This is a genomic window from Micromonospora sp. NPDC049559 (assembly GCF_040676675.1).
In the GTDB taxonomy this organism is placed as follows: Bacteria; Actinomycetota; Actinomycetes; order Mycobacteriales; family Micromonosporaceae; genus JBFAPK01.
This window is the reverse complement of sequence record NZ_JBFAPK010000039.1, coordinates 68,348-81,528: the sequence shown is the minus strand read 5'-3', so window position 1 is coordinate 81,528 and position 13,181 is coordinate 68,348. Positions and strand designations below refer to the sequence as shown.

10 protein-coding genes are annotated in these 13,181 nt (G+C 75.6%); 6 read left to right on the top strand and 4 right to left on the bottom strand.

Features of this window, described 5'->3' with window-relative positions; all coding sequences use genetic code 11:
* Positions 1-186: 186 nt before the first annotated feature.
* Both AB0J86_RS31585 and AB0J86_RS31580 read right to left on the bottom strand, forming a co-directional pair.
* Entirely contained in the window at positions 187-1,233 is a 1,047-nt protein-coding gene (locus tag AB0J86_RS31585) for a hypothetical protein (RefSeq protein WP_363861313.1), read from the bottom strand.
* An 84-nt stretch (positions 1,234-1,317) separates the two neighbouring features.
* A complete protein-coding gene (locus tag AB0J86_RS31580) occupies positions 1,318-1,716 on the bottom strand; it encodes an MmcQ/YjbR family DNA-binding protein (protein WP_363861312.1) in 399 nt (132 codons plus the stop codon).
* Between the two features lie 142 nt (positions 1,717-1,858).
* Here AB0J86_RS31580 and AB0J86_RS31575 point away from each other — a divergent pair, with 142 nt between their 5' ends.
* Entirely contained in the window at positions 1,859-2,587 is a 729-nt protein-coding gene (locus AB0J86_RS31575) for a ferritin-like domain-containing protein (protein WP_363861311.1), read from the top strand.
* Here the strand turns inward: AB0J86_RS31575 and AB0J86_RS31570 are convergent.
* Positions 2,584-6,951: a CHAT domain-containing protein gene (locus AB0J86_RS31570; protein WP_363861310.1), complete on the bottom strand. Its 4,368-nt coding sequence runs from the start codon at positions 6,949-6,951 to the stop codon at positions 2,584-2,586. The genes AB0J86_RS31575 and AB0J86_RS31570 overlap by 4 nt on opposite strands.
* A gap of 499 nt (positions 6,952-7,450) precedes the next feature.
* Here AB0J86_RS31570 and AB0J86_RS31565 point away from each other — a divergent pair, with 499 nt between their 5' ends.
* Positions 7,451-7,855 (top strand): hypothetical protein, encoded by a 405-nt coding sequence (locus AB0J86_RS31565; RefSeq protein ID WP_363861309.1) that lies wholly within the window; start codon positions 7,451-7,453, stop codon positions 7,853-7,855.
* A gap of 55 nt (positions 7,856-7,910) precedes the next feature.
* On the opposite strand, the gene AB0J86_RS31560 is transcribed toward AB0J86_RS31565, so the two are convergent.
* Positions 7,911-8,558 (bottom strand): TetR/AcrR family transcriptional regulator, encoded by a 648-nt coding sequence (locus AB0J86_RS31560; RefSeq protein WP_363861308.1) that lies wholly within the window; start codon positions 8,556-8,558, stop codon positions 7,911-7,913.
* Between the two features lie 59 nt (positions 8,559-8,617).
* On the opposite strand from AB0J86_RS31560, the gene AB0J86_RS31555 reads away from it, so the two are divergent.
* The 4 genes from AB0J86_RS31555 (at position 8,618) to AB0J86_RS31540 (ending at position 13,150) form a co-directional block, all read left to right on the top strand.
* The gene (locus AB0J86_RS31555) at positions 8,618-10,186 is read left to right on the top strand and encodes a carboxylesterase family protein (protein ID WP_363861307.1); all 1,569 of its coding nucleotides are present in this window, start codon (positions 8,618-8,620) and stop codon (positions 10,184-10,186) included.
* A gap of 303 nt (positions 10,187-10,489) precedes the next feature.
* On the top strand, positions 10,490-11,434 hold the full coding sequence (locus AB0J86_RS31550; protein ID WP_363861306.1) for an SGNH/GDSL hydrolase family protein: 945 nt from the start codon (positions 10,490-10,492) through the stop codon (positions 11,432-11,434).
* Positions 11,435-11,677: 243 nt separating this feature from the next.
* Positions 11,678-12,409 (top strand): phosphodiesterase, encoded by a 732-nt coding sequence (locus AB0J86_RS31545; RefSeq protein ID WP_363861305.1) that lies wholly within the window; start codon positions 11,678-11,680, stop codon positions 12,407-12,409.
* Between the two features lie 138 nt (positions 12,410-12,547).
* On the top strand, positions 12,548-13,150 hold the full coding sequence (locus tag AB0J86_RS31540) for a dihydrofolate reductase family protein (RefSeq protein ID WP_363861304.1): 603 nt from the start codon (positions 12,548-12,550) through the stop codon (positions 13,148-13,150).
* Positions 13,151-13,181 lie beyond the last annotated feature (31 nt).

Sequence of the window (13,181 nt, the reverse complement as noted above, 5' to 3'; positions counted from 1 at the left end):
CTCCCACCCTCCCCCTGAGGCGCGCGCCCCCACCCCCGCCCCCCCCCCCCGCGCGCCGCCCGCCCCCCCCGCGCCGCCCCCCCCCCCCGCCGGACGTTTGTGGGCGACCGGCCTCCCCGCGTTCCGTGGCTGGCCGGCCGGGCATCGGCGCGATGGCGGTCGGTCCGGCGGGTGCCCGCGGCGCCGTCACGGTTGCGGCGCCGAGGCCGGGAGCCGGTGGAAGCCGAACTCCGGCTGACTGCTCTCCAACAGCGGCGACCATCCCGAGGCCAGGAAACCGGCGGCCGGTCCGACGGCAGCCTCGCGACGGCCGACGACGGCGGTGCCGTCGTGGGTCGCCACGAGGATCAGCGCGCTCCGGTCGGGCAGGGCGAAGAAACCCTCGACGCGGTCGCCGGGCGGCATGGCCGCGACCAGGGTCAGGTGGTTGCCGCCGCGATCGGTCCGGAAGATCCCGTCGACTCGCAGCGGACCGCGCTGTTGCACGAGGGCGGCGGAGAACCACACGTCGTCGCCGACCACCTGAAGGTCGTCGTAGCTTTCCCACAGCTGCCGGGCCGGCAGTTCGGCCAGCGCCCGCAACTCGTCCGTACCGCCGGTCACGCCCCGGCGCGCGTGGTCGTGCAACCCCCGGCCGAAGCGGCGGGTCGCGCCGGACGCGACGTCGAGCAGACGGGGGCGGGCACCGTGTACGTAGACCAGGGTCTGCGGGTCGAGCCAGGCGTACCGGCCGGCGGTCGTACGGAACTCGGCCGAACGCCCCGGCTCCACGCCCTCGACCCGGAGCCTGCCGTCGTCGCCCCGCCACCGCAGCCAGGCCACCGTATCGCCGCCGGGGCTGACCGACAGCGCGGGCGGCCCCCAGCCGAACCGTCCGACCTTCAGCTCGCGTACGACCGCGCCCCGCACGTCGAGCAGGGTCAGGCCGGCGCCGCGATGGGCCACGTAGCCGCCGTCGGGCAGGCAGACCGGATCGTGCGCGTACCCCTGGTAGACCCGCTGCCAGCCGCCGTCGCGGGGGTCGCACCGGAACAGGCTCAGCTCGCCCCGGTCGTTGGTCGAAACGTCGGGCACCCGGCGGCCCGCCGGAACGGCCGTCGCGAACAGTTCCCGCCGGTGATCGCACCAGCGGATCGTGGAGACGAACGCGAAGGGTCGCAGGGAGACCCGGAACACCTCGGCGTCCGGTCCCGACGTGAGCAGCAGGTCTCCCTGGTCCAGGCGGCGGAACACGAGGGTCGATTCTCGCGGCGCCGTACGACAGGCGGCGTCCACCCCGGCCGACCGGAATGACTGATGCTCCCCATGTCGAGAGGATCAGGCAATAGCGCTCGGCTCGGCGCTGTCCTCGTCGGGGTCGAGGTCGCCGACGAGAGAGTCCGGGGCCCGCATGCGCCACGCGTCGGTGACGAGTTCGGTGAGGCGGTCGACGTCCACCCGCTCCAGCCGCAACATGACCAGCGGCGCCCCGTCGTACGCGGGGGTGGTGAAGAACAGCTCGGGCTCGCCGAGGAGCAGCGCCTGCTTCTCCGCCTCGTCGCCGACGTAGAGCACCGCGATGTCGGTACGGATGACGCGCGGCCTGCCCGGTGCGCGCTCGGGGTACGACCAGACGAAGCCCTTGTCGGCGACCCGGAAGTCGAAGCCCTCGCTGTCGATCTCGACCACGTGCGGGAGCGCCAGCGCCAGTCGACGGACGTCGTCGGCGTCAGCCATCGAGGTCGCCCCGGAGGCCCGCATCCCGCACGCGTACAGGCTAACCGTCGGGCCCTGCGTGGATGCCGTGGAGGTCTGGTGAAGGCGGTTCCCCGCCGCGAAGACGCCGGTCAGGCTGGAGCCGGGCGACGGGAGGACGAGCATGGACTTCGCGTACTGGGTACGGCGGTTCGAGGATGCGGCGGCCGAGCGGAGCCGTACGCCGGAACCGGCCTGGGGCACCGGCGGACCGCTACCGGAGGCGTTGGTCGCGAGCCTGCAGCGGTTCCAGACGGGTGAGGACGGCGACGGCGCCAGTCTCATCGCCAAGAGCGCCCGGGCGGGCGACGCGCACTACCTGGCGGCGGTGCGGATGTTCGTGGCCGAGGAGCAGCGCCACGCCCGGTTGCTGGAACGCGTGCTGGCCGAGGCCGGAGCGCCCACCATCGCGGGGCACTGGACCGACACGGTGTTCGTCCTCGTGCGTCGGGCGTTGGGCCTGCGGCTGGAGCTGATGACGCTGATGCTGGCCGAGGTGGTCGCGTTGCGGTACTACCGCGCCCTGCGCGACGGCGCGCCGCAGCCCCTGCTGCGCGAGGTGGCCGGGCGGATCCTCGCGGACGAGGAGCGGCATGTGCCGTTCCACGTCGCGCGCCTGCGGCGCGGACTCGGCCGGTTGCCGTGGCCGGCCCGCGCCGCCGTGACGGGCGGCTGGTGGGTGCTGATGCTCGGCGCGACGCTGGTGGTCGCGGCCGGTCACGCCGGTGCGCTCCGCCGGCTCGGCCTGGCACCGGCGCGCTTCGCCGCCGACGTGGCGCGCTTGTTCGGACCGGTCGTGACGGCGGTGCTGTGGAGCGGACCGGCCCGGCGTGACGTGGGTGCCCGGCGCTAGCCGAGCCTCGTCCGGTAGCGGGTCACCCGATCCTCGTGCTCCTCGGTGGGGGCCTCGGCGCACACCTCCTCGGCGATCGCGAGGGCCCGGCGCCACCGCCGGCGCGCCCCGGACCGGTCGCCGGCGGCAAGTTCGAGCTCGGCCAGGCGGTCGTGCAGGTCGGCCTGGGCCAGCCGGGCCCCGAGGTCCGCCGGATCGAGCGTGGCCCGCCGGCGCCAGCTCGCCAGCGCCTGCCGGTAGAGCGCGTCCGCCGACTCGTGGTCCCCGCCGTCGCGTACCCAGTCGCCGAGGCGCTGGCAGGACTCGGCCAGGTCGCGGCGGAGACCGCCGTCGCGGGGGAAGCGGTGGACCAGGCCCTCGGTGATCTCCAGCGACCGTTCGAGGTTGCCGCGTACCTCCTCGGGCTGCCCGTTCGCGAGCGCGTGCTCGGCCACGCGGCGGAACGCGGTGCTCAGGTCGCGCAGCCCGTCGACGCTGTCCGGGTCGGTGTCGGCCAGGCGCTGGGCCAGCGACAGCCCGGCCTCGACGTGCTGCCCGGCGCAGGCCGGGTCGCCGCCCGCGAGGTCCATGTCGGCGAGCCGCCAGTACGCGGCGAGCAGCTTGCGCTGGGCGGCGATGTCGCTGCTGTCGGCGGCCGTCAGCCGCTCGGCGAGCGAGCCCGCCTCCAGGATGAGCCGTCCGGCCTGTTCGGCCTCGTCGCCGTCGAGGCCGATGACGTCGGCCAGGGCGTTCACGCAGTCGAGGAGGCCGGACAGCAGGTTCGCGTCCGTGGCGTCGTCCGGTACGACGCGACGCCAGACGAGCAGCGCCCGGTCGAGCAGTTCGCGGGCCGTCCCGTCGTCGTCGGCGGCCCGGCAGACGGCGGCCAGCGTGGCGAGACCGGCCGCGAGGTCGCACTGCGCGGCCGGGTCGTCGGGGTCGGTGGCCGCCAGTTCCTCGCGGATCCGCAGCGACCGCCGCGCCGCCTCGCGGGCCCGCTCGGGCTCGTCGCGGTCCAGCGCCAACTGTGCGATCTTCTGGTAGCTCAGCCCGACGTTGCGCCGCAGCCGCGCGTCGCCGGGGTCGGCGTCGTGCAGCCGCAGGTCGATGGTGAGCGCCCACGCGTAGAGGTCGTCCGCGGGGTCCAGTCGACCCAGGCGGTGCATCAGCCGGGCCTGGGTGTCCAGCGCCGCGCTGAGCGCGAGCTGTGCCTCGATCTCCTCCGGTACGGCCTCGGCCCGGGCGGCGACCAGGGCGACCACCTCCTCGCCCTTGACCGCCGCGGCGGCGGTACCGCCGGTGGCCTCCAGCGCGTCCCGCTCCCGGGCGAGCAGACCCAGGTACGCGGGGTGGTCGGCGGGGAAGTCCGGGGTGACCTCGCCGAGGAAGGCGGCCACGGCCAGCTCCTCGGCGAGCCGGGGCAGCACCCGCCCGGCGAACGCGGCCAGCTCGTCGAAGCGGCCGGTGACCCGCAGGTGGTGCACGGCCTCGGTGAGGGTCGCGAAGTCGCCTCGGTCGCTCTCGACGATCCGGTCACACATCGCCGCGGCGCGGCGGTGCCGGTCGAGGCGCCGTTCGCCGTGCGGCTCCGCGAGGGCGTCGCGCAGCCACGGCTCCACGAGCACCCCGTCCTCGCCCGCATTTCGGGATCCGGGGGCTCCCGCCGGATTCGAGGTGACGAGGGTGAGGCCGGACAGCCGGCGCAGGTGTGCGGCGACGGCCTCCCGGTCCTCGCCGGTCGGCTCCCGTTCGAGCAGGGCGAACGCGAGGTCGTCGGCGGTAACGGGTACCCGCGACACGGCCGCCTGGTGCAGCGTCTCGCGCTCGGCCGGGGTCAGCAGGTCCAGCAGCTCAGCGAGCAGCATGTCGCGGGCGGCCAGCGCGATCGCCCGCCGGGTCGCCCCGGCCGGGTCGGGCGCGTCCGCCTCGCGCCCGTCGGTGCCGGGCGCCGCCACCGTCCCCGCTTCGGGCGCCGGCGCTTTCGCCGCCGTCGGCGCTTGGCGCGCCGGGGCGGCGTCCGGGGTGCCGGCCGGCCCGGTGAGGCGGCGCAGCCGCTCGGTCACCTCGGGCAGCCGCGCCCGCCCGGCGTCGCCGTGCAGCAGGGCGTCGACGAACTCCAGCAGCCGGGGGTGCCCGCCGACGGCCCGTACCACCGTCTCCCGGTCGTCGGGGGAGAGCGCCCGCACCGCCGGCAGGCGCAGCAGCAGCCGACGTACCTCGGCGTCGCTCAGCGGCGGGACCCCGACGTGCAGCAGCGGCAGCTCGCCCGGCGGCAGGTGGCGGCTGGTCACCAGGATCTTTCCGCGCTCCGCCGCCCGGCACAGCTCCTCGAAGATCTCCGCGAAGCCCGGGTCGTGGAAGTCGGCGCCGCCGACCGTAAGGTTCTGCTCGAAGTCGTCGAAGACGATCAGCAGGCGGCGGGTCCGCAGCGCGTTGGTGATCGCGGCGAGCGCAGCGGCCTGGTCGCTGTGGTCCCGGACCTCCGCGCCGGCCTCGGTGGCGGCCACGTCTTCGACGAGCCGGGGCGGGTTCCAGACGCCGGTGTGTACGACGATCGACCACGGGTCGTCGACGTCGTCGCGGAGCCGGTTGACCGCCCGGCCGGCCAGCGCCGTCTTGCCGATCCCGGCGACGCCGGTCAGCACCACCCCGTTGACCAGCGCTGACTCGCCGGTCGCCGGGGTCTCGTCGCGCAGGGTCTGCGACACGACCCGCAGCTGCGCGCGCCGCCCGATCAGCTCGCCGAGCAGCAGCTCGCGCACCCCGGCGCCGGTGGGCAACTCGGTGGGGTTGCTCAGCGGTACGGGTGGCGCCGCCGCGTCCCAGAGCGGTCCGTCCGAGGCGGCGAAGAGGGTCGGCACGGCGTACTCGGGCCGGCTCGGCGTGCCGGCGCGTACCGCTTCCTCGAACAGCTCCGCCCGGGCGGTGGCGAGTGCCGCGGCGACCGGGGGATTCTCCTCGGCCAGCCGGCGGTAGACGCGGGAGAGCAGGCCGGTGGCGTACGGGTCGCTCACCGTGGTCTGCATCGCGATGACCCGGTCGGCGCCGTGCCGCAGCAGGGTCGTCGCGAGCCCCGTGTCGGCGTCGGCGGCGCCGCCGCAGCTGGAGAGCACGATCAGCGGCAGTGGCCGGCCACCCCGCCGCAGCACGCGTACCAGGTCGGCGGCCTGCACGTCGACCGCGTTGCCGTCCCGGTCGGCCAGCTCGACCCCGTACGGGGAGCCGTGCGCCGACAGGTGCAGCACGTGGTACGCGTCGCGGCGCAGCGCCTCGGCGATCTCCTGCGGGCCGGCCACCTCCAGGATGGTGATCTCGGCCCGGCCGAGGCCACCGACCACGTCGACGATCGCCTGCAGCTCGGCCTCGACGTCCAGTGGCGGGTTGTCGGTGCGTTCGGGCGCGCCCACGGCGACCAGGATCTTCAGCGGTCCGGGCCTCGGCGGGTGGGCCAGCGCCGGTACGCCCGCGACGGTCCGGGTGAAGCGGACCCCGTCGACGGTGGCGAGCACGCGCTGGTCGGTGAGGCGGATCAGCTCGAACGGCAACTCGTGGGCCGGCCCGTCCGCGTCGACCACGACATCGATCACCGTACCGTCCACGGCGGCCGTGACGAGCGTGGTGAGCTGGTCGAGGGAGTCGGTGTCGAAGAGGGCCGCCGACAGCCGCTGCCCCAGCCGCGCCAGCCGGGCTTCGGCGTCGGGCAGGTCCAGCAGCGACCAGACCTCGTCCCGGCCGAAGGGCAGCGGTTCGTCGCGCCGGCACAGCACGGTCCCGGCGAGCGTGGCGGTGGCGCGCACCCGGCTCTGCACCACGCTGACGTCGAGGCGCAGCTCGTGCCGGGGCGCGGGGCCCATCGAGCCGCAGCGGCCGTGCAGCTCCTCGACCAGCGCGGCGACGCCCCGCCCGCCGAGCCCGCGCAGGCGGTGCCGCGGGCCGGGGTGCGCGGCGAGGAAGGCCGGCAGGTCGTCCACGGACGTTCCGGGCAGCACGACCGGCAGTACGGCGGCGGCGAACTTCTCGTCCCCGGCCACCCGGTCCCCGATCGCGTGGATCGTCCGCCAGCGCCCGGGACCCGCGCCGGCCGCCACGTCGCGGTAGAGCGGCGAGCCGACGAGCAGCACGACGTCGGCGGAGTCCAGCTCGGCAGTGTCCAGGTCGGCCTCGGCAATGTCCGGGTCGGCCGAGTCCGGGTCGACGGAGTCCGGCGCCGGGCCGGCCGGTCCGCTGCCGGCCGGTCCGCTGCCGGCCGGCTCGGCGGACGCCGGGAGCAGGTTCGCGTCCAGCCCCGCGGCGCGCAGCACGACCCAGAGGTCCCGGACGGCGTCCACGTGCGCGGCGCTGTCGGGGGCGTACGAGATGAGGATCCGACCGAACCCGCTTGTCATGCGCAACATGATCGCAGGTTCTCAGTGGAGGCCCGGCGCGCCGAGGCGGTGGCCGTTGCGTCCGGGTACGTCCCCGCTCGCCGGCCTCCGCACGCGGTTGATCAACTGATTGTTCACGTCCGCACCCCCTGCTGCTCACTGGGGTATGCCTGTGGGTTTGCGAACGCTCGGCAGAGTTCCCTGCCGGTCGCGTCTCCGGCGCACCTCGTACCCCGTCACCTGGGGCGTCCTCCTTGTCCGCACCCGGACATCGGCCGCGCGGCGCCGCCGCGACCGCCCTCGCGCCGGCTCCGTCACGCCCCCGGGCGACCCGGTCCGCAGCGGCGCGACCATCGACTACGCCTGCCCCGGTCCGGTCGGCACGGCCATGGTGGCGGGCGTCCCCGCACGCCGGCCCGGGACCGCATCGGTCCCGGGCCGGCGTCTTTTCGTTCTGGGCGGGTGTTTAGGAACCGAGGTCGAGGGGAGTCACGTTCGCCGCCGGACGAGGAGGAGCGCGATGGCCAACGACCGACGAGGGACCCCCGCCCGGTCGACCAAGACCGAGCCGAGACGGGCCCCGGACGGGCGCGGGGGCACCAGGGGTACGGCCACCCGGCCCAAGGCCGCCCGCAAGGCCACCGGCGCGAAGAAGGCCCCCGGACGGGCGACGGCGGCGGCGAAGAAGGTCGCCACCGCCACGAAGCGCGCCACCGGCGCGACCGCGGCGAAGAGTCCGCGGAAGAGCCCGGGCACCGCGGCGAAGGCCGCGAAGAAGGCCGCCCCCGCGAAGCGGACCGCGCCGTCCAAGCGGGTACCGGGGAAGAAGGCCACCGCCACGAAGCAGGCCAACCGTACGCCGGCGAAGCAGGCCGCCACCCCGCGCAAGACGGCGCCGGCCCGGCGGGCGGCGCGCGCGGGCTGACGCTGCCCGGCGGACCGGGGCGCGCGGCGCCCGTCACCCGCCGGCGGCGCGGCCGTCAGCGGTCCGCGTCCGGGCCGGAGCCGGCCCAGGAGTCGGCGGCGGCACCGGGGAAGAGGCGGTCCACGTGGTACCGGACCAGCGCGATCGCGTCCTCGGCGGTGCGACCGCCGACCAGCATGATCGAGGAGAGCCCGGCGGCGAGCGCGGCCAGCCCGCGGGCCTCCAGCGCGGGGTCGATGCCGGCGGGCACGTCGCCGGCCGCCTGACCGGCGCGTAGTTGGGTGGCGAGCACGTTCTCCAACTGCTGCTGCGGGTCCTCGGCGTCCGCGTTCGCCAGCGCCGCGTCGGTGAGGGCCGCCGCGTAGTAGGCCGCGTGCACCCGGGCGAGCATCAGGCTCTCCTCGTCGGTCGGGAGCAGTTCGAGCAGGCAGATCCGTACCACGTCGACCGGCTCGGGCGGGCGCCCGAGGGCGGCGAAGCTGGCCCGCATGCGCTCGCCGGCCGACCGCGCGCCCTGCTCGAAGGCGTAGACCAGCAACTGCTCCTTGGTCGTGAAGTAGTACTGCACCAGCCGCATCGACACCCCGGCCTCGGCGGCGACCTCGCGCAGGGTCGCCGCGGGCAGTCCCCGGGTCGCGGCGATCCGCCAGACCGCCGCCGCGATCTGGCGTCGTCGCTGCTCGTGGTCGACGCGCTTCGGCATCTCAGAGAGCCTTCCAGATGTTTTATGATGCAGCTGCACCATAAAACGGGAGGGTGCTCATGAGACTCTTGTCGCTCGCCGCCACGCTGCTGATGGGCGTACCGGTAACCGGACCGGCGGCCCACGAACCGCCCGCCACCCCCGACCGGTCCGTCGTCCGTACCGACCTCGGAACGCTGCGCGGCACGGTCGACGGCGACCGCCGTACGTTCCAGGGCATCCCGTACGCGGCGCCGCCCGTCGGCGCGCTGCGCTGGCGCGCGCCGCAGGATCCCGCGCCCTGGTCGGGGGTACGCGACGCGACGGCCCCGGGCCGGCCCTGCGCGCAACAGCCCAGCGCGGACCCGACCGTGGTCGACCCGCGCGAGGACTGCCTCTACCTGAACGTGACCACCCCCACCGCGCCGGGCCGCGACCGTCCCGTGATCGTCTGGCTGCACGGCGGCAGCTTCCAGACCGGCACCGGCAGCGCCTACGACGCGCGTCGGCTCGCGGCGGCCGGTGACACGGTCGTCGTCACCGTCAACTACCGCCTCGGCGTCTTCGGCTACTTCGGACTGCCGGGGCTGGCCGGCTCCGGCACCTTCGGGCTACAGGACCAGCAGGCCGCGCTGCGCTGGGTGCGCCGCAACGCCGCGGCCTTCGGGGGCGACCCGCACAACGTCACGCTCGCCGGCCAGTCCGCGGGCGGGCTCAGCGTCTGCGCCCAGCTGACCTCTCCGGCGGCGGCCGGGCTCTTCGACAAGGCCATCATCCAGTCGGGCAGCTGCCTGCTCGACTGGCCGGCCGGGCTCTTCTTCGGGCTGCCGGCCGGTTCGCAGTGGACGGACCGGGCCGCGCTGGAGACCGCCGGGCACCGGCTCGCCGGCGAGCTGGGCTGCGCCGAGGACGACCCGGAGACCCTGGCCTGCCTGCGGGCCGTCGGCCGCGACGAGCTGATCGCCGCCACCACCGGCGTCGGGCAGGCGGCGTTCGCGCTGCCCGCGTACGGAAATCCCGTGCTGCCGGCGAACCCGGCCGACGCGCTGCGCGCCGGGGCGTTCCGGCGGGTACCGGTGCTGTCGGGCAGCAACCTCGACGAGTTCCGCGGCTTCCTCGGCGCCGTCGACGAGTGGCTGCCCTACACCGCCGAGCAGTACGCCGCCGCCCTCGACGCGGCCTTCGGAGACCAGGCCGGGCGGGTCGCCGCCGCGTACCCGGTCGCCGCCTACGCCGACCGGCCCGGCCTGGCCTGGGCGGCCGTGGCCACCGACCGGATGTGGGCCTGCCCGACCCTCGCGGGCGACCGGCTCCTCGCCCGGCACACCCCGGTCTACGGCTACGAGTTCGCCGAGCGGCACGGTCCGGCGCTCGACGACGCGTACCCGTGGGGCGCCAGCCACGGCTACGAACTGCCCTACCTCTTCGACGGCATCGTCTGGCTGCGCGGTACCGCGCAGCCGGAACTGGCCGGCGAGATGGTCCGCGAGTGGTCCCGGTTCGCCGCGACCGGCGCGACGAGCTGGCCCCGGGTCCGCGCGGACGCCACCGTGCCGTACGTCCGCACGCTGGCGGCCGGCGGCAGCGGCCGGGTCGACTTCGGCGCCGAGCACCGCTGTGCCTTCTGGGCGACCGTGCCTGACGCCTGACGCGTGGCGCCTCACGTCTGGCGCCTGATGCGTGGCCCGTGGCGCGTGACGCGTGACGCGTGACGGCTGGCGGCCGGCGCCTGGCGCGTGACGCCTGGCGCTTGGCGGCCGAGGTCCGGGGGCCCGGCGCCCGGCGCCCGGCCCCCGGCCCCCGGGGCCGGGGCGATGATGGCGGTGGAGGCGGGCGGTGCCGCCACGTTGTCGCCCGCTCTTCGCCGCCCGGTCACGACGACGTGACCTTGTGCATTTCCGGAGGCGGCACGGTGGCAGCGTGTCGAGGACGATCATTCGCGGCGGCGGGCGATGATTCGGTTTGCCGCCCTCGGCGACTCCGTCACCAGCGGGTTCGGTGATCCGATGCCCGGCGGTGGCTGGCGCGGCTGGGCCGTACTCCTCGCGGAGGCGCTCGACCACGACCGCGCGACCCGCCCGTACGAACACGGGGGCCCGGACGACAACGCTGGCCCGGGCGGTGGTGTCCGGCCGGACGGGCGACCCGGCGCCGGGCGCCGCGTCGAGCTGCACAACCTCGCCGTCAGCGGCGCGCGCATCGCCGACGTGGCCGAGCGGCAACTGCCGGTCGCGCTCACGCTCCGCCCCGAGCTGGCGTCGGTGCTGGTGGGCATGAACGACACCCTGCGGGGGGACTTCGACGCCGGCGCGCTCGGGCGCACCCTCACCGGGGTCGTCGGGGCCTTGACGGCGAACGGCGCCACGGTACTGACCGCGCGGCTGCCGGACCCGGGCCGGATGTTCGGGCTGCCGGGGGCGCTCGCCCGCCCGCTGGGGCGGCGGATGGCGGCGCTGAACGCGGTACTCGACGAGATCGCCGCCGGTCACGGCACTCTCCACGTCGACCTGGCCGGCCCGCCGGGGGACGACGCCACCGTGTACGCGCGGACCAACTGGAGCGTCGACCGGCTGCACCCGAGCGAACGCGGGCACCGGCTGCTCGCGTACCGGTTCGCGCTGGCCCTGCGCGACGCCGGCCATCCGGTGCCCCGGCTGCCGGGGCTGGCCGCGACCAACCCGGAGCCGACGGTGGGGCAGCGGGTCCGGTGGATGGCCACCCAGGGGAGCCGGTGGCTGCTGCGCCGGTCCACGGACCTGGTGCCGTCGCTGACCCGGCTGGTCGCCGCCGAACTGCTCGACGGGCTCCGCCGGCCGGCCGGCCGTACCGCCGGAGCGGTACCGGCCGACGTGGGCGACCGGCTCCGCCACGCCGAGCGGCCGGGCCTGACCCGCTGAGCGGGCGGGCGTCCGCTCCCGGCGCCGAGGCGAGGTCCGTAGCCCGGAATGCCGAGGGGACGTTTGTTCCCGGGGACCGAGGGGACGTTCGCAGCCGGGGAGCGAGGGGACGTTCGTCGCCGGGAATGCCGAGGGGACGTTCGTCGCCGGGAATCCCGGGAAGGAGGTTCCCGAGGGATCCGGGAGAGACAACTCCCGTGGTCCCGTGGCAGGCGTGGCGTCGACACCGGAAGGGGCACGCGCGTGGGGACCCGGTCCGCGACCTCGTTCGGCCAGAGCCTGGGGCGGGCCGTGTCCCGGTGGCGCGGCGGGCGCCTGTTGCATCCGCGCGGGCGCTCCTTCGAGGGCCACGTCGAACTCTGGGGCGGGTTGGCCGGGCACGTCGCGACCGGGCCGGGACGGTTCCCGGCCACGATCCGCCTCTCCCGGGGCGTACCCACACCGGAGGGCTGGCCGGACGTGCTCGGCCTCGCCATCCGCATCCACACCGCGACCCGACCGGTGGACCTGCTGGTCTCCTCGGCGGGACGGCCGCCGGTGCTGCGACACCTGCCCCTGCCACGCCGGGACTTCGCCGGCCCGTACAGCAGCATCCTGTCGTACCGCCGCGCCGGTCGCCGGTGTTACCTCTCCGCCGAGGCGCGGCCGTTGGGGGCCCGCCTCGACGCCGTCGCCGCGCGGGTCCGCGACGGCGCCGTGGTGTTCGTACTCTCGGCGGCGAGCGCCACCGGCCGGTGGGTGCCGTTCGGGCAGGCCACGCTCCGCGAACCCCTGCCCGCCACCGCCGACGCGGCACTGGCGTTCGACCCGATCGGGAACCACCCCACCGGTCTGCTCCCGGCCGGCCTGATCCAGCGGACCCGCGCCGTCGCGTACGCCGTCTCGCGCCGCAGCCGCGGCGCCGGCGAGCAGCACGGTCCGGCCCCCGGCGAGCAGCACGGTCGGGCCGCCGCCGAGCCGTACACACGCCGCTGACCAGCGCGGGAACGGAGCCACGGAATTGGCGGAAAAAATCTCGGGAGGGTTGTCGAGATCCTCGTCGCCAGCTTCGACCCTCGGGTGAAGGGCCGGCCGGGGGAACCGGCGGGCCGACGGAGACCGAGGAGCGGAACGATGACGAAGGTCACGACCGGGGCGACCATGTCGCTGGACGGGTACATCGCCGACGCGTCGCACGGCGGGTTCGAGTACCTCTTCCAGTGGTACGGCAACGGCGACGTCGAGACGGCGACGGCGAACCCCGAGATGACGATGCGTACCTCGGCGGCGAGCGCTGAACACCTGCGCGAGCTGCGCGAGCGTACGGGGGCGCTGGTCGTGGGCCGGCGGCTGTTCGACATGACCAACGGCTGGGGCGGCCGGCACCCGATGGACGTGCCCGTGGTCGTCGTCACGCACACCGTGCCGGACGGGTGGGCGGGTGAGAACGACTCGTTCGCGTTCGTCACCGACGGCATCGAGAGCGCGATCGACAAGGCGAGGTCCCTCGCCGGTGACAAGGAGGTCGGGGTGAACGGCGGCACGATCGCGACGCAGGTCATCGAGGCCGGGCTGCTCGACGAGGTCCACGTCGACCTCGTACCCGTCCTGCTCGGCGACGGCATCCCGTTCTTCGCCGGGCTCAAGATCGCACCCGTACAGCTGGAGGGGCCGACGCGGGTGGTCGAGGGCAAGGGCGTCACCCACCTGGCCTACCGCGTACGCAAGGCGGGCTGACCACCGCACTACCCGGTCACCTGAACGTCAG

Excerpts from the sequence above, each read along its gene's own strand:
- AB0J86_RS31560 (WP_363861308.1), bottom strand. The coding sequence starts at position 8,558 with ATGCCGAAGCGCGTCGACCACGAGCAGCGACGACGCCAGATCGCGGCG.
- AB0J86_RS31550 (WP_363861306.1), top strand. The coding sequence starts at position 10,490 with ATGATTCGGTTTGCCGCCCTCGGCGACTCCGTCACCAGCGGGTTCGGT.
- AB0J86_RS31580 (WP_363861312.1), bottom strand. The coding sequence starts at position 1,716 with ATGGCTGACGCCGACGACGTCCGTCGACTGGCGCTGGCGCTCCCGCAC.
- AB0J86_RS31575 (WP_363861311.1), top strand. The coding sequence starts at position 1,859 with ATGGACTTCGCGTACTGGGTACGGCGGTTCGAGGATGCGGCGGCCGAG.
- AB0J86_RS31565 (WP_363861309.1), top strand. The coding sequence starts at position 7,451 with ATGGCCAACGACCGACGAGGGACCCCCGCCCGGTCGACCAAGACCGAG.
- AB0J86_RS31555 (WP_363861307.1), top strand. The coding sequence starts at position 8,618 with ATGAGACTCTTGTCGCTCGCCGCCACGCTGCTGATGGGCGTACCGGTA.
- AB0J86_RS31570 (WP_363861310.1), bottom strand. The coding sequence starts at position 6,951 with ATGACAAGCGGGTTCGGTCGGATCCTCATCTCGTACGCCCCCGACAGC.
- AB0J86_RS31540 (WP_363861304.1), top strand. The coding sequence starts at position 12,548 with ATGACGAAGGTCACGACCGGGGCGACCATGTCGCTGGACGGGTACATC.